This window comes from Dokdonia sp. LLG6352-1, assembly GCF_045055815.1.
Taxonomy (GTDB): domain Bacteria; phylum Bacteroidota; class Bacteroidia; order Flavobacteriales; family Flavobacteriaceae; genus Dokdonia; species Dokdonia donghaensis.
Genome location: NZ_CP159329.1, coordinates 1692338 through 1712154, shown reverse-complemented (window position 1 = coordinate 1712154; position 19817 = coordinate 1692338). Strand labels below are relative to the sequence as shown.

At 38.2% G+C, this 19817-nt stretch carries 20 protein-coding genes; 8 read left to right on the top strand and 12 right to left on the bottom strand.

Annotated features, from left to right (window positions below; genetic code table 11):
• Positions 1-9: 9 nt before the first annotated feature.
• The 6 genes from gldL to ABVM49_RS07585 all read right to left on the bottom strand — a co-directional run bounded on the left by gldL (position 10) and on the right by ABVM49_RS07585 (position 7805).
• Positions 10-645, bottom strand: a complete 636-nt coding sequence (gene gldL / locus ABVM49_RS07610) for a gliding motility protein GldL (RefSeq protein ID WP_375252835.1) — start codon at positions 643-645, stop codon at positions 10-12.
• 78 nt (positions 646-723) lie between these two features.
• Positions 724-2094 carry a gliding motility lipoprotein GldK gene (gldK, locus tag ABVM49_RS07605; RefSeq protein WP_375252834.1) on the bottom strand — a complete coding sequence of 457 codons (1371 nt, stop codon included), beginning with the start codon at positions 2092-2094 and terminating at the stop codon, positions 724-726.
• Between the two features lie 107 nt (positions 2095-2201).
• A complete protein-coding gene (locus ABVM49_RS07600) occupies positions 2202-3368 on the bottom strand; it encodes a formimidoylglutamase (RefSeq protein WP_405201380.1) in 1167 nt (388 codons plus the stop codon).
• A 3-nt stretch (positions 3369-3371) separates the two neighbouring features.
• A complete protein-coding gene (topA, locus tag ABVM49_RS07595; RefSeq protein ID WP_405201379.1) occupies positions 3372-5897 on the bottom strand; it encodes a type I DNA topoisomerase in 2526 nt (841 codons plus the stop codon).
• A gap of 147 nt (positions 5898-6044) precedes the next feature.
• Entirely contained in the window at positions 6045-6818 is a 774-nt protein-coding gene (locus tag ABVM49_RS07590; RefSeq protein ID WP_405201378.1) for a hypothetical protein, read from the bottom strand.
• Positions 6819-6869: 51 nt separating this feature from the next.
• Positions 6870-7805, bottom strand: a complete 936-nt coding sequence (locus ABVM49_RS07585; RefSeq protein WP_405201377.1) for a lipid A-modifier LpxR family protein — start codon at positions 7803-7805, stop codon at positions 6870-6872.
• Between the two features lie 126 nt (positions 7806-7931).
• On the opposite strand from ABVM49_RS07585, the gene miaB reads away from it, so the two are divergent.
• The 8 genes from miaB to groL all read left to right on the top strand — a co-directional run bounded on the left by miaB (position 7932) and on the right by groL (position 15851).
• Positions 7932-9386 carry a tRNA (N6-isopentenyl adenosine(37)-C2)-methylthiotransferase MiaB gene (gene miaB, locus ABVM49_RS07580; RefSeq protein ID WP_405201376.1) on the top strand — a complete coding sequence of 485 codons (1455 nt, stop codon included), beginning with the start codon at positions 7932-7934 and terminating at the stop codon, positions 9384-9386.
• 129 nt (positions 9387-9515) lie between these two features.
• Complete coding sequence (locus tag ABVM49_RS07575) at positions 9516-10415, top strand: hypothetical protein (RefSeq protein ID WP_405201375.1); 900 nt, start codon at positions 9516-9518, stop codon at positions 10413-10415.
• Between the two features lie 165 nt (positions 10416-10580).
• Positions 10581-11849, top strand: coding sequence for a sigma-54 interaction domain-containing protein (locus ABVM49_RS07570; protein ID WP_405201374.1), 1269 nt, complete (start codon positions 10581-10583; stop codon positions 11847-11849).
• 49 nt (positions 11850-11898) lie between these two features.
• Complete coding sequence (locus tag ABVM49_RS07565) at positions 11899-12411, top strand: LptE family protein (protein ID WP_405201373.1); 513 nt, start codon at positions 11899-11901, stop codon at positions 12409-12411.
• Positions 12411-13325, top strand: a complete 915-nt coding sequence (locus tag ABVM49_RS07560) for a hypothetical protein (protein ID WP_405201372.1) — start codon at positions 12411-12413, stop codon at positions 13323-13325. The genes ABVM49_RS07565 and ABVM49_RS07560 overlap by 1 nt, the downstream gene beginning before the upstream one ends.
• Positions 13326-13331: 6 nt before the next feature.
• Entirely contained in the window at positions 13332-13676 is a 345-nt protein-coding gene (gene secG / locus ABVM49_RS07555) for a preprotein translocase subunit SecG (protein WP_380032255.1), read from the top strand.
• Positions 13677-13839: 163 nt separating this feature from the next.
• Positions 13840-14115 carry a co-chaperone GroES gene (groES, locus tag ABVM49_RS07550; protein WP_021778236.1) on the top strand — a complete coding sequence of 92 codons (276 nt, stop codon included), beginning with the start codon at positions 13840-13842 and terminating at the stop codon, positions 14113-14115.
• Positions 14116-14216: 101 nt separating this feature from the next.
• Entirely contained in the window at positions 14217-15851 is a 1635-nt protein-coding gene (gene groL, locus ABVM49_RS07545; RefSeq protein WP_021778235.1) for a chaperonin GroEL, read from the top strand.
• Positions 15852-15968: 117 nt separating this feature from the next.
• Here groL and ABVM49_RS07540 read toward each other — a convergent pair whose 3' ends face one another.
• The 6 genes from ABVM49_RS07540 to ABVM49_RS07515 form a co-directional block, all read right to left on the bottom strand.
• Positions 15969-16169 carry a hypothetical protein gene (locus tag ABVM49_RS07540; protein WP_035325413.1) on the bottom strand — a complete coding sequence of 67 codons (201 nt, stop codon included), beginning with the start codon at positions 16167-16169 and terminating at the stop codon, positions 15969-15971.
• Complete coding sequence (locus ABVM49_RS07535; protein WP_405201371.1) at positions 16166-16933, bottom strand: heavy-metal-associated domain-containing protein; 768 nt, start codon at positions 16931-16933, stop codon at positions 16166-16168. Before ABVM49_RS07535 ends, ABVM49_RS07540 begins: the two co-directional genes overlap by 4 nt.
• On the bottom strand, positions 16933-17823 hold the full coding sequence (locus ABVM49_RS07530; RefSeq protein WP_405201370.1) for an NHL repeat-containing protein: 891 nt from the start codon (positions 17821-17823) through the stop codon (positions 16933-16935). The genes ABVM49_RS07535 and ABVM49_RS07530 overlap by 1 nt, the downstream gene beginning before the upstream one ends.
• Position 17824: 1 nt before the next feature.
• Positions 17825-18454: a heavy-metal-associated domain-containing protein gene (locus tag ABVM49_RS07525; protein WP_021778231.1), complete on the bottom strand. Its 630-nt coding sequence runs from the start codon at positions 18452-18454 to the stop codon at positions 17825-17827.
• A 13-nt stretch (positions 18455-18467) separates the two neighbouring features.
• Positions 18468-19235, bottom strand: coding sequence for a hypothetical protein (locus ABVM49_RS07520; RefSeq protein WP_405201369.1), 768 nt, complete (start codon positions 19233-19235; stop codon positions 18468-18470).
• Positions 19236-19375: 140 nt separating this feature from the next.
• Positions 19376-19792, bottom strand: coding sequence for an HYC_CC_PP family protein (locus ABVM49_RS07515; protein WP_405201368.1), 417 nt, complete (start codon positions 19790-19792; stop codon positions 19376-19378).
• Between the last annotated feature and the right edge of the window lie 25 nt (positions 19793-19817).

The following is a 19817-nucleotide window of genomic DNA, read 5'->3' as shown; positions in this document are numbered from 1 at the left end:
CAACTAGAATTAGTTTTTATTCATAGCAGAAAGCATTCCTCCATAAACACCATTCAGTGAAGAAAGGTTTGTTGCAAGACTTTCCATTTGCTCTTTAAGTTTCCCTGCATTTGCAGTTACTTGCTCATTGATTTCTGCCTGACGGCTAGAAGACTCAACCTGCACCTTATAAAGGCTATTTAAAGATTCCATTTGAGCAGCAGCTAGTGCCATCTCTTCAGAGTATTTTTTTGTAGAGGCCATTGCATCTGTTGTAGGAGCAATTCCTTTTGCTGCACCTTCAAAATTACGAATGCTATTTCCTAAGCTGCTCATCAACTCACCGTCAATTTTTGCCTCTTTAAGCATATCGTCTAGTTTTTTTGATAATTGTGCTTCTGCATCTACAGGAGCTGCAGCTTTTTTCTTAGATCCACTTGCTCCGCCTGCTAGTTCTGGATATACTAGCGCCCAATCAAGTTCGTTATCTACTGGCTCAAATGCAGAAATTGCGAATACTATCGCCTCTGTAACAAGACCTACAATAAGCATCTCGTTTCCAAAAGGCCAGTGCATAATTTTGAATAAAGCACCAATAATTACAACTGCTGCTCCTAGTCCGTAGACCATATTCATTAATTTCTTTCCAGTTTTAGATTTTGCCATGACTAATAAAATTTTTTAGTTTAGTTAAGTTAATTTAGTTAAGTAATTGAATAATATAATTTGGGTAAATAATATTAGTTATTTCTTCGGTTTTCTAAGGTTGATTTTCTCATCAATTCCCATAAAATCCTGTACGGTTCTAAAACCGATATAACTACGTGCAGAGTCTTGATACTCATAATCACGTGAGCTCACCTGTAGGAAGTAAGCAACGTCTTTCCAAGAACCACCACGTATAACTTTACGACGGTTATCCTTATCGTTTACGTTAGGGTTAATAGTAGACATATATTCATAAGAAGCTGGATCATAAGAAGAAGCTACCCACTCAGACACGTTACCTGCCATATTGTACAGGTTATAGTCGTTAGGTTCGTAAGCATCTGCTTCTACAGTATATAGTGCTTGGTCTGCACCATAATCTCCTCTTAAAGGTTTAAAGTTTGCTAAGAAGCATCCTCTATCGTTTTTTGCATATGGTCCACCCCAAGGGTAATCACCACTTTCCAGTCCGCCACGAGCAGCATATTCCCACTCTGCTTCACCAGGAAGTCTAAAACGATTTACAAATTGTCTCTTTTTTGATTTTTGATAAGAGTTCTTATACATAGTTCTCCACTCACAGAATGCTTTTGCTTGCATCCAAGTAACACCTACAACAGGGTACTCTCCATAAGCATCGTGCCAGAAGTAATCATTATGCATAGGCTCGTTATAAGAGTATGCAAAATCCTTAATCCATACAGTCGTATCAGGGTAAATCGGAACCACCTCTGTCTTAATATGATCTTTACGACGACCACCGTTCTTCTTTGCAGCAGCTTGTATGTCTAAGTATGTGTAACGAAAGTTAAGTTTATCTACGTCTATCGTGCGCTGTCCATTGTAAGCCTCTTCTAGTGGGATATACATTGTATCCATCACCTCAGCGTAGTACTCATCTGGATACTGGTCTGTATCCCAGATTAGTTCAATATCTTTATTGAGTTTACGGCCTTCAAAGCCAGTCTCGCCTAACCCATAATAGTTATCGTACATATATTGCTCGTATGGAGTCATATTTGCAGGATCTGCATCATTAAATGCAAAGTCACCTATACCACCACTTCCTGGAGTTTCCCCAAGCTCATCTGCCAGTATAGCGAGTTTGGTACGTACAGTAGAATCTTTAACCCACTCTACAAACTGCCTATATTCGGCGTTTGTGATTTCTGTTTCATCCATATAAAAAGAACGAACAGTAACAGTTTTAGTAGGAGCATCATTTACCGCAGCAAAGTCATCATCACTTTTACCCATTATATATGCCCCTCCAGAAACGAGAGTCATACCAAATGGTTTTTCGGGATTCCATCGCTTGCCTTTGGCACCAACGAGCTCTCCACGATCGCCTTTGCCACAACTAGACAGCAAAGCTACTATCGCAATAAATGCAATATACTTTTTCATAGGATATTAGGTTAAGTATTCTAAGTTAAGGGCGTAAACCTATTTATTTTATTTGAAATAAACAATTTATTCGCCAAAAATAATCTTTTCATCGTTGAAACACACAATCAAACCTCGTTTTTCTTTCTTGCCTTAAACCATCTTTCGGGGATATTTTGGTTACAAGCGTCTAGATAATCTTGGTACGTGCAAGGTAATAACGTGTGCCTTTTTAATTTATTATTCAAGCCCATAATAAATGGAATTTCAATCCACCAGCGAGCTGTTTTTTCACTTTTATAAAATGTAAGCACCTCATCTTCAATAGGTACTTGATAGGTGAGGAAATTACCTTTTTCTATATCCATATTTTCGCTTGCGCGAAAATTTACTCCCTCTATAAAGTACCACATCATCTGTGCAACAAGCATTGCCGCTTTTTCTTCTTGAGCATCATTTTGATATTCAAAAATCCCAAAAGAACTTACACGGTCACTAATCCCTGCATATCTTGCAATGGTACATATCTCCTTTCCATCAAAACCATTAGGCATTTTATTATGCCTAGTACTCAACTCACTACTGCGTATAGCATTAAGATCTATAGCAACAAGATCTGCATCACGCATAACAGGCTCAGTAATATTTATAGCTGCCGAAACATTGCCCAGCCTATAGGAGTCAAAATACAACTTATCCATCAAATCTATTTCCTCTTGAGGATTAAAATAGGTCTGATACCCAATATTTGAGTAATTAAATAAATTATAAGGCTCTGTGACTATGATTTTACCTACGTAAGACTTGTTGCTTATAGGCTGACTAGCGTCTCCTAGGTCAAAACGACTATCTACATTAACGATATTAACCATTTGATCTAGCTTATCGTAAGAACGATAAATAGGATACACAAGATCTTGGCTTCCTCCTATATAAATAGGTATGATTCCTTTTTTGAATAAAGACTCGTTGAGTGTACGTATTGCAAAGTATGTATCATCTACAGACGCACCTGGATTTATATCTCCCAGATCTGCAATAGTAGTGTGCCAGTTTCCAGGAAACAGTTCATAAAATGTTCGGCGCACTTCGGTGAAAGAGAGCCCGTCTGAAAGATTATTGGGATCTCTTCTTTTTTCGCGTAAGCAAACTATAGCTATGCGTACCCCTTCTAATTCTGGCAGTCCTTCTTGCTCGTTGTGCAGCCTTATGTTATTACCTAGTGACTGGTGATGCTGCAGCTGTATATGTGCAAGCGCAAGATCTGGAATAGGGAGGAGCACCTCAAATGCCATATGTTATTTCTTTTTTGCTGTGGTTTTTTTCTTAGCCGGAGCTTTCTTTTTTGCTGGCGCCTTCTTTTTGGCAGCCTTCTTTTTTGGAGCTTTCTTCTCGATGTAGTCTTTTATCTCATCAAGACTTAAAGCAGCAGCATCTATATCTTTACTAAGCTCTATTTTGAGCTTACCTTTTATAATATTAGAGCGTCCCCAGCGTGCTTTTTCTACACGTATTCCTTCTTCTGGAAAATCCTGAAGTACTTTATCTATTTCCTTTTGCTTTTTAACTTCTATAAGCTCTACAATATCCTCATCAGAGAGGTTATCAAAATCGTACTTCTTGTTTACGTTTATAAACATTCCGTTCCATTTTATATACGGGCCAAAACGACCTGTACCTTTTTGAACCGGAAGATCCTCATACATATATATAGGAGCGTCTGCCTTTTGTTTTTCTTTGATGTACACTATAGCTTCATCTAGATCTACATCCATTGGGTCACGTCCTTTAGGCAGTGATACAAATGTTTTTCCAAACTTAACATACGGTCCAAAACGACCATTATTTACAGACACCTCTTCTTCTTCAAAAGTTCCTAAATCTTTAGGTAGTTTAAAGAGGTCCATTGCCTGCTCATACGTAAGGTTACTAAGCGTTTGATCTGGGCCTAGACTTGCAAATCGAGGCTTCTCATCATCCTCTACAGAACCTATTTGAACCATAGGACCAAATTTACCTAGACGCACACTCACAGGTTTACCTGTTTCTGGATCTTTACCTAGTATGCGCTCTCCTACTTCACGCTCTGCATTTTTTTCTACATCTTTTACGTGAGGATGGAAGTCTTTATAGAAATCCTTCATCATTTTAGTCCACTCCTGCTTTCCTTCTGCTATGTCGTCAAAATCTGCTTCAACCTTTGCAGTAAAGTTATAATCAAGAATGTTTTCAAAATGCTGTACCAAGAAGTCGTTTACGACCATCCCTACATCTGTAGGAACAAGCTTTCCTTTATCTGACCCTACAGTTTCTGTAAGAGTCCTATCTTTTATCTCGTTGTTTTCAAGACTAAGCACATCATAAGATCGCTCCTTCCCTTCTACAGTACCTTTTTCTACATACTTACGATTTTGGATAGTCGTAATAGTAGGTGCATATGTAGATGGACGTCCTATACCCAGCTCTTCAAGCTTCTTTACTAGAGAAGCTTCTGTATAACGGTATGGTGGTCTTGTAAAACGCTCTGTGGCGGTAATGTATTTATTAAGTAGCGCCTCTCCTGTTTTAAGATCAGGAAGTAAACCTGTTTCTTCTACATCTTCATCATCACTACCTTCTAGGTATACTTTTAAGAAACCTTCAAACTTTAAGATCTCCCCATTTGCTGTAAAATTATCTGTACCCGCACTAGAAGCTATTTGCACATTTGTGCGCTCTAGTTGTGCCTCGCTCATTTGTGAGGCAATCGCACGTTTCCATATAAGTTCATATAGACGTATCTGGTCGCGGTCCATATTTACAGAATGCTTTGAGAAATCTGTAGGACGTATCGCTTCGTGAGCTTCTTGTGCTCCCTTAGACTTGCCTTTATAATTACGTTCTTTATGAAACTCCTTACCATAAGCAGCTACAATCTCTGCCTCTGCTCCAGCCTTTGCATCTTTAGATAGATTTACACTATCTGTTCTCATATATGTAATATGCCCAGCTTCATAGAGTCGCTGTGCCATCGTCATCGTTTTACTTACAGAGAAGTACAGTTTTCTACTTGCTTCCTGTTGTAAGGTAGAGGTAGTAAATGGTGGTGCTGGTGATTTTTTTGCTGGCTTTTTAGTAAGTGCATCTACTTTAAAAGTAGCACTCAGATTTTTCTCAAGAAAAGCCTGCGCCTCTTTTTTGGTAGTTATATTTTTAGGAAGTTTTGCTTTAAAAGACTTTCCATCTTGCGTAGTAAACTCTGCATCTACTCTATATGATGCTTTAGGCTTAAAACCTAAAACCTCACGCTCACGCTCTACAATAAGTCTTACAGAAACAGATTGCACACGTCCCGCCGAAAGACCTCCTTTTACCTTTCTCCACAATACTGGAGAGAGCTCATACCCCACTAATCTATCAAGCACTCTACGCGCTTGTTGTGCATTTACAAGATCATAATCAATCTTACGAGGGTTCTCAATAGCCCTTAGTATAGCCGTCTTTGTAATCTCGTGAAAAACAATACGCTTTGTACGGTCTGGTGTTAACCCAAGCTCTTGTTCTAAGTGCCAGGCTATAGCCTCTCCCTCGCGATCCTCATCACTAGCGAGCCACACCATCTCTGCCTTACTTGCAAGAGACTTAAGGTTTCTCACCACCTTTTTCTTATCGTCTGAGACTTTATATTTTGGAGTAAAATCTCCATCTACATCAACACCTAACTCCTTAGAGGGAAGGTCTGCAATGTGTCCAAAACTACTCTCAACTTTATAGTCTGAGCCTAGAAATTTTTCTATCGTTTTAGCCTTTGCAGGTGACTCCACAATGACGAGATTCTTTGCCATACATTTTATTTTTTCAGATTACAAAAGTAGATGTTTTATTTATATCGCAATCCGCAAGGCCGTTATTTCTGTAATAAATGCATTTTTAAAGCCTTGTAAATTGTGGTTTAATGGGGCTTATTACGCTTTCGCGAAAGCGCACTCACACTACACACCTATCTGAGCAATGAGGTCTTCATCTTCGGTAAAGCCTACCACTTCTTTATAGACCAGATAAGCCGGTAAATACACAATTGAAACAGTTGCATACACCCCTACAAAACAAGCCATCACCCCTACCACAAGCGCAAGAAAACCTATAATAATACAAGCCCCAAAGGTGATTCCCCACTTTTTTGTCCCAATAGCAAAAGCAGCTTTTAAAATATCGTTAACAGAGAGTTCTGGGTTAAAGGCAAATATGATAACGGCAAATTGCAACGGCACAAGCACAAAAAACAAGGGGAGAATAAAAAATAACATCGCTACCACGGCAATGCCTATTTGAGCCATAGACAAGATGAGTACCTTTTTTATATGCTGTTTTTTTATAAACATCCCAAAACCTACACCCAGCTCGCTGCGCTTGTTTCTATCTTTCATACGTACAATTCTATAAAACGCGGCTTGCAATGCAAAGTTTACCACCGCCATTACAACGGTAATTATTAGGTATAAAAAAAACATTGTGATAATTGCCACGATGCCTACTTCCTCATCACTATAACTATTGATATCATTATAATCTATAAATGCGCCACCTAGACTAAAAGGCAACATAACAAGCATAGATATCCCGTAAGAAATGGCTACGGTTAGTATCTGCAAGAGTAACCCTTGTAAGAACACTTTTTGGAAAAGGTTGATAGATTCTCCAAAGAGATTACCAAAATCTACGTGTGGTGCATTTTTTATTTTGGTGAGTAAGTCTGTGTGGGTCATAAATAATACTGGTTTATACTTATAAAGATAAGCGCTCTAAAATAAGGGAATTTAAAATCGTCTGGCAAACTCAAAGGTTACGTACTGACTTCTTCCCTCTCTTTTGGTTTCTTTGGTTCTAAATTTATAGATCATACGGTAGGTGTTGCGATGCGCTCGATAGACACCTCCTGCCTTAAAAGAAAAAACTACTGGCACTGCAGGTAAGGTAAAAGGAGAACTATCACCTAGGGGATTACCTTCTATAAGCGCGTTAAGCACTACATACTCAACTCCTAAACCGCCTACACCATAAAACTCTGTCGTGTTTCCTACTCGGCCATATGCAGAAGAAGTACTCACTTGCGCCCTATCACCTATGTATAAAAGTGCTTCTTGACGTGCATACATTCTTCTTGTACCTATAGCCACAGAAGATTGTAGCGCAGCGTTTTTAAACAGATTAGAATTAGGCAGCACATAGTCCTTTACATAACTTCCATAAAGATTAATATGTGTACTATTTGCAATCTGGCCAGACCATACGGGCATAAATGCACCTATAAGGTTATGATAATTGAGCTGCAAGGTACGTGCTCCAGATTGCTCGCCGGCGAGTCCTATCTCAAGACCCACAGCATACAAGCTATTTTCCTGAGCTTTTGTAAGATTAAACCTTGCAAATAAATAGCCAGCATAAGGTCGCTCTAAGCTGTCAAAGTTTTCTACAAATAGCTCACGTGGTGTATAAGTCTCTTGACCTATTATGATATCATACTGTAACGGCGCCTCTAGCGTATTCTTAAAAATAAAATCCTCTTTTAACTTTCTACTATATCTCAAAAAGCTTCCCGCGGTATAATAACGGTCTATTGCAAAAAGAAAGTCATTATCGTGTTGTATAGAAAACTCTTGTGTATACAGTTGCTTAGAAGCAGGCTCGACACCTTGAGACCAAGCCTGATGCGTGAGTATACAAACTAAAATAGGGAGTAGCTTGAGTTGCAATTTTTTAATTTTTGCTACAAATTACGAGAATTTATGTCAATTCTAAGCGCCTGCCACTTTGTCACAATTCTTTATTAACTGTATCTTTGCATAATCCTTGACAACGTATTCAGGACGATTAAGCAGATGGAAAAAATAATAGACGAGCATAAACAAGGGGAAGCGCTTACACTAGAGCGAAAACTCGAGAACAGTAAAAAACTTTTTATTGAAAGTTACGGTTGCCAGATGAACTTTGCAGATAGTGAAGTCGTGGCTTCTATACTTGCAAATGAAGGATATAACACCACTCAAAATCTTGAAGAAGCAGACCTCGTGCTTGTAAACACGTGTTCTATACGTGAGAAGGCAGAGGTTACTGTAAGAAAGCGACTCGAAAAATACCAAGCCGTAAAGCGCAAACAAAACCCTACAATGAAGGTAGGCGTGCTAGGCTGTATGGCAGAGCGTCTTAAAAGCAAATTTCTTGAAGAAGAAAAAATTGTAGATCTCGTTGTAGGTCCAGATGCATATAAAGACATTCCTAATCTACTAAGTGAGGTAGAAGAAGGACGTGATGCTGTAAACGTTATCCTTTCTAAAGAAGAGACGTATGGTGATATCTCACCAATGCGATTACAAACTAACGGAGTTACCGCTTTTGTATCTATCACACGTGGTTGTGATAATATGTGCACATTTTGCGTGGTACCATTTACAAGAGGACGTGAGCGTAGCCGTGACCCACAATCTATACTAGAAGAAGTACAAGATCTTGCAAATAGAGGATTTAAAGAAATTACCCTACTGGGTCAAAACGTAGATTCTTACCTATGGTATGGCGGTGGCCTCAAAAAAGATTTTGACAAAGCCAGTGAGATGGCAAAGGCTACAGCGGTAAACTTTGCACAGCTTATGGATATGGTGGCTAGAGCACAGCCTAAAATGAGAATACGCTTCTCTACCTCAAACCCTCAAGATATGACGCTAGACGTTATAGAAGTGATGGCGAGCCATAAAAACATCTGTAACTACATACACCTACCTGTTCAATCTGGAAGTGACAGAATACTCAAGCTTATGAACCGCCAGCATACGGTAGCAGAGTATAAAACGCTTATAGACAACATTAAAAACCTTATCCCAGACATTGGAATAAGTCAAGATATGATAACAGGTTTCCCCACAGAGACCGAAGAAGATCATCAAGGCACACTAGATCTAATAGACTACGTAAAGTATGACTACGGTTTTATGTTTTACTATTCTGAACGCCCTGGAACCCTTGCGGAACGTAAAATGGAAGATGACATTCCGCTAGAAATTAAGAAAAGAAGATTGCAAGACGTCATAGACTTACAGCGTGAGATCTCAAGAAAAAATCTATTAAGATATCAAGATCAAACCATAGAGGTATTAATAGAAAAAGAGTCTAAAAAGAATAAAGACGAGTGGAGCGGTCGCAATGACCAAAACGTAGTTGCCGTTTTCCCTAAAGGTGATTATAAAGTAGGTGATTTTGTAAACGTAAAAGTAAATGAGTGCACTACTGGAACGCTAATAGGAGAGGCTGTTGGGTATGCAGATTACTGGCAGAACTAATGTAAACACAGTAGAGTAAATTAATGTCATAAGGAAATACCGATAATGATTTACGCTTACAAAAAGTAGTAACCATTTTAAAATTAAGATTGAAGGTTTAACTTTAATATTTCACTTAAACCAATTATTATGGAAAATTTTACTTTTAGGTTATTTTTTATTGTTATTCTCATTTTTTCTTGTTCTCAAAATGACGAAATCCCGACTCCTGATGTTGCAGAAGAGGAATCTGAAATGGAATTTGTAGAAATTCCTGAACTGATTTTGAAAACCGTGAGTAGAAATGTTGTAACAACTGACAACCCTCCCAGGGTTGCTAGTTTTGATATAGAAGGCCGTATTGTGACATTAGAAAATTATGGAGATGTATCTGAATTTTTTCGTGATGAAAATGGAAATGTTCTATATTATAATACTCCAAATCCTCAATATGTGTATGAAAATAATATTTGGACAAAAACTATGAGCTCTACAGACACTGGAGCTACCGAAACACTAGTAACATACGATAACAACAATATCACCTTACAAGGTCGAGATTTATTTGATGATGAAGATTTCTACTTTAGAAACGTTTATACATTTGAAGATGACAGCTATTCTAAGATAATTTCGACAGAAACTATTGATAATTCTAGTGGTCAGATTTTATCTAGAACTACATATGAGTATGCTGGAAATAATACGACAAGAGTTTTTACAGAAAGAATTGACCAAAGTACAGGTGAACTTACTCCTAGGAAAGATCAAATTTTTTATTATGATCAAAAAATCAATCCCTACAAAAAAGGATTACCTCAAAATATAGGTTTGCATTTAAACCTGCAGTTTTTAGAGTTAGGAGATTTTAGACAGATTACATATCTATCTCAAAATAACGTAACACAAGTGGATGTTACTGACTTTTTCAACGAATCACAAGGTAGTATTTTTTATGAATATGAATATAATGATTTAGATTACCCTACTACGAGAATGCAGATCAATGGTGAAACACTCAGGGCAGAATCAACATTTGAGTATCATTAATTGAATTAAAAAACTGTTTCTTAAAGGCGTTATAAGAGATAGAAATAAGCTTTAAAATTAAGGAGTAGACTAATACATTTTAAAGGGCTTAATTACGCTTTCGCGAAAGCGTAAAAACAACCATCACAAGCGAGCGCTGTGACACGACAAACGAGTTAAGTAATTATGGAAGGAATACAAACCACAAAACAAAGATTTGGTATTATAGGAGATAATCCTGGGCTTAATCGTGCAATCGAAAAAGCAATACAAGTGGCGCCTACTGATATATCTGTACTTGTTACAGGAGAGTCTGGGGTAGGTAAAGAAAGTATCCCACGCATTATACACTCGCTTTCACACAGAAAACACAATAAGTACATCGCCGTAAACTGTGGAGCAATTCCAGAAGGAACGATAGATAGTGAACTTTTTGGCCACGAGAAGGGAGCTTTTACCGGAGCTACCTCCACTAGAAGTGGCTATTTTGAAGAAGCAGATGGTGGGACTATATTTCTAGATGAAGTAGGAGAATTACCGCTGCCTACACAAGTGCGTCTTTTAAGAGTTTTAGAAAATGGGGAGTTCTTAAAAGTAGGATCTTCAAAAACACAAAAAACAGACGTACGTATTGTTGCTGCAACAAACGTAGCGATGTTTGATGCCATTGAAGAAGGAAAATTTCGTGAGGATTTATATTACAGGTTAAGCACTGTAGATATTGCTTTGCCACCATTAAGAGAGCGCAAAGGCGATATACACTTATTGTTTAGAAAGTTTGCTTCAGACTTTGCGATGAAGTATAAGATGCCCACCATACGCCTAAGTGATGAGGCTATACAACTACTCGTGCAATATAGATGGAGTGGTAACATAAGACAACTACGCAACGTAGCTGAACAGATATCTGTACTTGAGACTAATCGCGAGGTAGACGCTACGACTATAAGAAACTATCTGCCAGATACAGGATCTAGACTTCCTGCGGTTATAAAATCACAAGAAAAGTCAGACTTTTCTAACGAGCGAGAGATTCTTTACAAAGTGCTTTTTGATATGAAAGCCGACTTAAATGATCTTAAAAAGCTCACGCTCGAGCTTATGAAAAATGGCAACACGCAAGATGTACGTCAGGAGAATGAAAGTCTTATAAACAAGATTTATAATGATGACCAAGACGACTCTTACGAGACGGTAGAAGAAGTGATGGATGTATTACAGATACCTCAAAAATCACAACAAGCTCCTACCCCACCTCCTACAGAGTCAGTAATAGATCCATATCACTTTGCAGAGGAGATAGAAGAGGAAGAAACTTTATCGCTACACGACAAGGAGCTGGAACTTATAAAGAAATCACTAGAACGCCACAAAGGAAAACGTAAGGCTGCCGCACAAGAGCTAGGTATAAGCGAGCGCACACTTTATAGAAAGATTAAACAGTTTGATCTATAATCTTAGGCTTGTACATTCAATTTTTAAACCGCATCTTCGTTATCTACATATGAATTCTACAAAAAGCACCTTACTTATTATCTTATTTGCACTTGGCTTCCAGAGTTGTGGTGTGTACTCTCTAAGTGGAGTTTCCATTGTAAATGAAGAAACTTTTGAAGTTCGCTTTTTTCAAAATGAAGCGGCCATTGTAGAACCCGGTATAGACCGCGAGTTTACAGAGCAACTTAGAGATATCATACAGAACCAGTCTCCCCTAGTATTAACAAATACTAATGCAGACGTTATTTATGAAGGTGAGATTGTAGAGTACTACATTGCACCACAAGCCTCAACCTCAGAAAATACAGCTGCTCAAAACAGATTAACCATTACTATAAACGTGCGTTTTTACAACAACACACAAACAGACGGTGAATATGACTTTGAGCGTAGGTTTTCTTTCTTTTCTGACTTTACCGGCACGGCACAACCCGTGGGTAGTGTACTAGACTCTGCTATAGACGAGATTTATGAACGTATAACTCAAGATGTTTTTAACGCATCACTTGCACGCTGGTAATGAATACAGAGCAATACACATACCTGCTTGAACATCCAGATAAGATTACAGCCGAAGAGACGGCAAGTCTTAGAGATATTATTGATGCCTTCCCTTTCTTTCAAAGCGCCCAGGCTTTATATCTCAAAGGACTAAAAAATCAAGAAAGCTTTGCTTACAATAAAGCCCTTAAGAAAACAGCTAGTCATACATCAGACAGAGCTGTGCTTTTTGACTACATTACCTCAGAGCGTTTTTTACAAAATGACGTAAGCGCGCAAATCAAAGAGCAAGAGACTGTCCTGCGCAATCTTATCATCACAGATATAGAAGACGTATCTACCATACTTGATGAAGAAGAACAAGCTAAAGCTTCTAAAATACTAGACCCAGATCTCTTTGTAGAAAAAATAGACTCAGAGATGACAAGGGCGAGAGCCGAAGAGACGCTCCAAGTAGGAAAACCATTACCGTTTACTAAGTCTGAGGCACACTCTTTTAGTGAGTGGTTACAGCTTTCAACCTTTACACCCATAGACCGCTCTCAAGATGAAACAACTCAACTAGAAGCTGTAAAAACTAAAGAAGTTATTACAACACTTAAAAGTGAGGAAAACGAGGAGATTCAACCTGCTATAAAAGAAGAAGATAGTAGAGAAAGAAAGCGCAAAATTATAGATTCTTTTATAGAAACAAACCCAAAAATAAGTGCTATAAAACCTGCACAGTCAGAAAAAAAGAAAATAATTAAAGAACTTCCATATTCTTCTGAGTCGTTGATGACAGAGACTTTAGCGCGTGTCTATGTAGAGCAAAAAAACTTTAAAAAAGCAAAACAAGCTTACCGCATTTTAAGTTTGAAATATCCAGAAAAAAGTGGTTTCTTTGCAGACCAAATTCGAGCAGTAGAACAACTCGAGCAACAAAAAGATTAAAATATTATGAGTACTACGTTTTATATATTTTTAGCACTAATCGTTATTGTAGCATTTTTACTAGTAGTGGTTATTATGGTACAGAATCCTAAGGGTGGCGGACTTTCTTCTTCTTTTGGAGGTGGCGGTACACAGCAAATGGGTGGTGTGCAAAAAACTACAGACTTTCTAGACAAAGCAACGTGGGCTCTTGCAACCATATTACTTATCCTTATACTTGCTAGTAATCTAGCTATTTTTGATGGTTCTGTAACAGCAGAGTCACAGGTATTTGATGCAGATGCTGTAGAACAATCTACTCCTGCACCAGCACCGGTAAGTTTACCAGATACAGACGGGGGAGACCAATAAGTCTCTTATTAAAATATTATAAAAAGCCAGCTTTACAGCTGGCTTTTTTGTTTTATGCAATTTTGTCAGTGCATAATCACTGGCATAATTTCTGCCACTTACGCTAGCGTAACTTACAGAGGTTACAACTAGAATCAAACTTTATAACTTAAATTAAATACCAATGGCAATTAAAATTCAACCATTAGCAGACCGCGTTGTAATAGAGCCTGTAGCAGCAGAAACTCAAACAGCATCTGGTTTATATATTCCAGATAGTGCACAAGAAAAGCAACAAAGAGGTAAAGTAGTTGCTGTAGGATCTGGAACAAAAGATCATACGATGACGGTTAAAGTAGGTGACACTGTGATATACGGAAAGTATGCAGGTAGTGAACTAAAATTTGACGGAGCAGATTATATGATTATGAAAGAGGATGATATCCTTGCGATTGTATAAATAGGTATTCGCTTTCGCGAAAGCGTATTAAGAAAATTAAAATATTTTAAACATAGCGCTTAGAGCATACAGCTTAAAGCCTTTGAAAAAGTAAAAAGAAAATGGCAAAAGACATTCAATTTAATATAGAAGCACGCGACGGATTAAAGCGTGGTGTAGATAAACTTGCAAACGCAGTAAAAGTTACTTTAGGACCTAAAGGTCGTAACGTGATTATTTCAAAATCTTTTGGAGCGCCACACGTAACAAAGGATGGTGTTACTGTAGCAAAAGAAATAGAACTAGAAGATGCTCTTGAAAATATGGGAGCACAAATGGTAAAAGAAGTTGCTTCAAAAACTAATGACCTTGCTGGTGACGGTACAACTACAGCAACAGTACTTGCACAAGCTATCGTAACAGAAGGACTTAAAAACGTAGCTGCTGGTGCAAACCCAATGGATCTTAAAAGAGGTATTGATAAGGCAGTAGAAGCTATTGTTGCAGATTTAGAAAAACAAACTGCAAAAGTGGGCAACTCTTCAGACAAGATAAAGCAAGTAGCATCTATCTCTGCAAACAATGATGAAGTGATAGGAGAACTTATCGCAGAAGCTTTTGGAAAAGTAGGTAAAGAAGGTGTTATCACTGTAGAAGAAGCAAAAGGAACAGAAACGTATGTAGATGTTGTAGAGGGTATGCAGTTTGATCGCGGTTTCCTTTCTCCATATTTTGTGACAAACAGTGAGAAAATGAGTGCAGAGCTAGATAGCCCGTACATCTTACTATTTGACAAGAAAATTTCAAATATGAAAGATTTACTTCCTGTGCTTGAGCCTGTGGCACAAACAGGAAAGCCACTTCTTATCATTGCAGAAGATGTAGATGGAGAAGCACTTGCTACTCTTGTGGTAAATAAACTACGTGGCGCTCTTAAAATTGCTGCTGTAAAAGCACCAGGTTTTGGAGATCGTCGTAAAGCTATGCTAGAAGATATTGCTATCCTTACTGGAGGTACTGTAATCTCAGAAGAAAGAGGCTTTACACTAGAAAACACAACGCTAGATATGCTAGGTACTGCAGAGACAGTAACTATAGATAAAGACAACACAACTGTTGTAAACGGATCTGGAGACTCAGATATGATTAAAGCTCGAGTAGGGCAAATCAAATCTCAAATAGAGACTACCACATCAGACTATGACAAAGAAAAACTACAAGAGCGCCTTGCAAAACTTGCAGGTGGAGTTGCTGTACTTTATGTAGGTGCTGCCTCTGAGGTTGAGATGAAAGAGAAAAAAGACCGTGTAGATGACGCTTTACACGCAACTCGTGCCGCTGTAGAAGAAGGTATCGTTGCCGGTGGAGGTGTTGCTCTTGTGCGTGCAAAGAAATCTCTTGACAAAATCAAAACAGAAAATGCAGACCAAGAGACTGGTGTGCAGATTGTAAACCGTGCTATTGAGTCTCCACTTAGAACGATTGTTTCTAACGCTGGTGGTGAAGGAGCTGTGGTGATTTCTAAAGTACTAGAAGGAAAGAAAGACTTTGGTTTTAACGCAAAAAATGGTGAGTACACAGATATGCTTAAAGCAGGAATTATCGACCCTAAGAAAGTAACACGTGTAGCACTAGAAAATGCTGCTTCTGTTTCTGGAATGATTCTTACTACAGAATGTGCACTTACAGACATTAAAGAAGATGCTCCAGCAGCAATGCCACCTATGGGAGGTGGCGGAATGCCGGGAATGATGTAATGGCGAATCGCCATAGATATTTATGAGCTACTCTCGGAGTGGTTCTAAAAATCAAAAACCTCTGCTTTTCGGCAGAGGTTTTTTTATGGTTCTTGTTACGCTTTCGCGAAAGCGTAATTACTTCTTTACAAATTGCCAGATAGAAATACTCACCAAAACAAGCAATAAAGGAACAAGCAGCAGAAGGTCTAGACGTGTCTCAAAAGAATTAGACAATCCGTTTACCGAAATAAATTGCTGCATATTATACTCCCAGACCAAGTAGAGCGTAAATACAATCAAAGTGCAAATTTGTACGGCTGTGAGTTTCTTTTTCATAAAAGGTTTGTAAGCATTATAATCGCCATTATAATCATAATAGCATTTTCAATAAATGTTGCTTCTGTCATAGGTAGTTTAAGTGCCGTGCCTAGACAAGCACATTGTATCTCTTTCTTACTCAACAAACTTCTAGTCACGCCTACCGTTGTAATACCTAGTATGACAATAGTAAGCACAAGCGCTATGGCTATTTGTAATCGCATTAAAAACATAAGTCCCAGTGCAAGCTCTATATATGGATATACATAACCATATCCAGGTACCGCCCCAGCTAGTGGATCATACATCGCAAAGCTTGTTTTAAATCCTTTAATGTCTAAAAATTTAAAAAAACTAAAAACAACATAAAACAACCCCATAAAATCCAGCATAGCTTCATCCCACAAACCATCTTTGAAATGAAGTAATACGGCTGCTCCAGTTATAAACAAAAAGATAAGAAAGAGCGGCTTGAGCTGTTGCAATTTTGACTCGCTTGCTTCTTGAGTAGCCGTCTCATTACTTGCAAAAACACCAGTGCTCTTCTCTTGCGTTTCACTCTCTGCTTTAGATTGTTCCTTTAATGATATACGATACTTTTCTGGCAATGCACTTTTCAAATGGTCAAGTGTTACCTCGTCGTCCATTGTAAGGGTAGCCTCTTCGTTTTCTAAGGAAACAATAGCCTGCGAGACGCCCGTAACTCCAGCAAGCTTCTGCTCTACTCCAGTACGACAACCATTACAGGTCATTCCCTTAATTGTATAATCTCTTGTTTTCATTAATCCTCGTGATCTTCGTGGTCGTGATGATCATTATGAGTATCATGACCTTCTTGACTACTTATTTCAACTTCTTGCTGGGTGTAGAGACTTAACGACTTGCCTTTATAATTTGTCACATACAACACCTCATCAATTATAATTAAATCTGTAGGTTTTGAAATATCTGTATCAAGTACTTGCTTGAGACTTCCTTCTAGATCAAAAACAAGTACTCTATCGTTTTCAAAATCTGTTGTATAAGCATTAGTATCTGATACAAAGATGCCCGTTGCTGCATTCATCTTTTGGTCTTCACCTATGGTTTTAAGATGATTACCCTTTTTATCAAACACCTGCAGCCTATTATTATAAGCATCTGCCACCCATATATTACTTTCTGTTAAGTGAACATCTGTGGGATAATAAAAATCTCCATCTGCTTTTCCTTCTTTTCCAATGGAAGACCAATTTTTACAATCTAACGTATAGAGTATGCGGTTGTTATAAAAATCTGCAATAGCCATCGTACTATCTTTTACTGCTATTCCTGCTGGAGCATCTAGCGAATCTTTGATAGCAATATTCATTCTAAGATTTTCAAGCACAGTAACTACACTATCATTTCCATATTGCGGTATGTAGAGGACACCCTTTTCGGTAGCGATGTGCATAGGCCTGTCTAGGGAGTCTATGGTTTTTAAAACTACGCCGCTTGTATCTATTAACACCAGCCTATTACGATCTCCATCACTGAGCCAGATTCCCTTTTCACCTTGAGCGATACCTATAGGATTTACATCTGCTAGAGCAATGGTTTTAATATGTACCCAGCGTGTTTCAGTTTGTTTCTTTTCTTGACAGCTGGCTATAAGCATCGCTGTCAATAGTATAATTATATACTGTTTCATACTATTGATCTAATCGTTCATATTTACAACATCCAGGTAGGTCTGCATAAGCCTCATCTGTAGCTTTATGAGCTTTTGTGTCGTGCCCTATTCTTGCAATTTCAGACTGTATACCATCTAGCGTGACCTGGCTCTTGTCGTAAGTCACCTTCATCATTTGTAACTCCTGTTTCCAAGTGGCATCTGTAACACCAGGTATGTTACCTGCTGCATTTACAATACGTGCCTCACACATACCGCATTTACCTGCGACAAGCACTTGCTGGGTCACTACCACACTCTCTGCAGAGAGCTCTGTTGTATTTGCTTCATTTGTTTCTACAGTACCATCTGCTCTTGTAATTTTTGAAGTGATAGGTGTATAACCCGCCTTTTCTACTTGCTTTACCACAGCCTGCATTGTAAGATTCTTTTCTGAAGGGTATTGAAAAGAGAAGTCTCCTGTCTCAATATCTATCGCTACTTTCTTTATCCCTTTAAATTCTTTGAACTTCTTTTCTAGTCCGTATGCACAAAATGGACAACCTAGACCGTCTACTTGTACTTCAAAGGTGTCCATTGTTTTTTGCGCTTTCGCGAAAGCGGAAACCATCACAACCGCTACGAGTACTATTATTGCTTTTATTTTCATCTGTATTTTCTTTTTAAAATGTATATCTAGTGCCTAAAAAGACACTGTAATTTAATGCTCTATTTTCTGGAATATCTTTTATAAGTGGCAACTGAACTGCTAGATCAAAAGTGACCGTTTTAAGCGCATACTGTATACCCTGAGCATACAGTAATTGATACCAATCTCGATCTGTGAGCCACGAGCTTGTGTACTCAAAATAAAGGTTGACTTGCTTGTTTGGGTATTGCGGTTTAAGCAATGGTAACCCTACGCCAAATTTTGCTCTAAACTCATCTTGATTACCATCTGGAGCCCAGTTATAGCCTATCTCTGTTGAGATTCCATATTTTAAAGTTTCTAATCCAGAAACTATGCCATAATAGCCTTGATACTCTCCAGTACTAAGTTCTAATAAGTCTAGCTCCTTACCAGTGGGTAAGGTTTGAATAGTTTTGGCAACCATACGCCAGGTTCTACCTGTACCATCTTTTCTAAAAAACTGGTATTTACCCTGTACTTTTATATCTGCCAGCGTGCTACCAGAGCCTGCTCCATCTAGATCGTAACTTAAATAGGGTATGTGCAAAGCCACTAAAGAGTTAGACGTAGGAAGATAATGCAACATTAAAGGTACATATACAGCGGTACCTCTATCATTATTTCTTATCTCAGTGAGTGTTTTTGTGGTAAAGCTGTTTCCGCCTAGCATTATGGGCTTATCTGCCGTTATAGGTGGGCCTTGAGCAAGAACTTTTACAAGCACTAGACTCAATAATGTAGTGAAAATTATTTTTTTCATTAGTATTTGATTTTCCTCTAAAAGACTGAGGTTAAATTAATTAAATAAACGCTTTATTTAATTTAAAACGCATTAAATAATTGCGTATCAAGATATTGACACGCAAAAGACCATCCGCCAGTGCGGAGACTTTTAATAAATCAAATTAGGTATTGCTCAAAGAGCTCTTGGTAGTCTTGCGTTATAAGTGGTGGCAAGTACCTGTCAGTTATTACTACTTTTTTTACAACTGTATCAAATAGTAAAAAGTAAGTGTGCGTGTAAGCCTCAATAAATTCAAGATTCTCTAGCGAGAAATCTTCAAAGTGATGTTTGAGCTCATCTTGTGCGTCAAGCACAGTTTCTTGATCTGAACAGCATTCCATTTTTTTAGAATGATCATCACCATATTTGTGAGTAAGTGCTTCTTGCATCTCACAAGCTTGTGCCTCTCCAAAAATGCTTACATCTACAAGATGCTCACCACAATAATGCTTTGATATCGTAAACGACATCGTAGACCCTAGCACCAATACCGCTAGAAGGACAGACATTATATTTTGGAAAATTGCTTTCATATCTTATTACAAAGATACAAAAAAG

Excerpts from the sequence above, each read along its gene's own strand:
- ABVM49_RS07520 (WP_405201369.1), bottom strand. The coding sequence starts at position 19,235 with ATGAAAAAAATAATTTTCACTACATTATTGAGTCTAGTGCTTGTAAAA.
- ABVM49_RS07535 (WP_405201371.1), bottom strand. The coding sequence starts at position 16,933 with ATGAAAACAAGAGATTATACAATTAAGGGAATGACCTGTAATGGTTGT.
- ABVM49_RS07590 (WP_405201378.1), bottom strand. The coding sequence starts at position 6,818 with ATGACCCACACAGACTTACTCACCAAAATAAAAAATGCACCACACGTA.
- ABVM49_RS07565 (WP_405201373.1), top strand. The coding sequence starts at position 11,899 with ATGAATTCTACAAAAAGCACCTTACTTATTATCTTATTTGCACTTGGC.
- miaB (WP_405201376.1), top strand. The coding sequence starts at position 7,932 with ATGGAAAAAATAATAGACGAGCATAAACAAGGGGAAGCGCTTACACTA.
- ABVM49_RS07530 (WP_405201370.1), bottom strand. The coding sequence starts at position 17,823 with ATGAAACAGTATATAATTATACTATTGACAGCGATGCTTATAGCCAGC.
- ABVM49_RS07515 (WP_405201368.1), bottom strand. The coding sequence starts at position 19,792 with ATGAAAGCAATTTTCCAAAATATAATGTCTGTCCTTCTAGCGGTATTG.
- groL (WP_021778235.1), top strand. The coding sequence starts at position 14,217 with ATGGCAAAAGACATTCAATTTAATATAGAAGCACGCGACGGATTAAAG.
- ABVM49_RS07570 (WP_405201374.1), top strand. The coding sequence starts at position 10,581 with ATGGAAGGAATACAAACCACAAAACAAAGATTTGGTATTATAGGAGAT.
- groES (WP_021778236.1), top strand. The coding sequence starts at position 13,840 with ATGGCAATTAAAATTCAACCATTAGCAGACCGCGTTGTAATAGAGCCT.
- ABVM49_RS07540 (WP_035325413.1), bottom strand. The coding sequence starts at position 16,169 with ATGAAAAAGAAACTCACAGCCGTACAAATTTGCACTTTGATTGTATTT.
- gldL (WP_375252835.1), bottom strand. The coding sequence starts at position 645 with ATGGCAAAATCTAAAACTGGAAAGAAATTAATGAATATGGTCTACGGA.
- secG (WP_380032255.1), top strand. The coding sequence starts at position 13,332 with ATGAGTACTACGTTTTATATATTTTTAGCACTAATCGTTATTGTAGCA.
- topA (WP_405201379.1), bottom strand. The coding sequence starts at position 5,897 with ATGGCAAAGAATCTCGTCATTGTGGAGTCACCTGCAAAGGCTAAAACG.
- ABVM49_RS07600 (WP_405201380.1), bottom strand. The coding sequence starts at position 3,368 with ATGGCATTTGAGGTGCTCCTCCCTATTCCAGATCTTGCGCTTGCACAT.
- gldK (WP_375252834.1), bottom strand. The coding sequence starts at position 2,094 with ATGAAAAAGTATATTGCATTTATTGCGATAGTAGCTTTGCTGTCTAGT.
- ABVM49_RS07560 (WP_405201372.1), top strand. The coding sequence starts at position 12,411 with ATGAATACAGAGCAATACACATACCTGCTTGAACATCCAGATAAGATT.
- ABVM49_RS07525 (WP_021778231.1), bottom strand. The coding sequence starts at position 18,454 with ATGAAAATAAAAGCAATAATAGTACTCGTAGCGGTTGTGATGGTTTCC.
- ABVM49_RS07575 (WP_405201375.1), top strand. The coding sequence starts at position 9,516 with ATGGAAAATTTTACTTTTAGGTTATTTTTTATTGTTATTCTCATTTTT.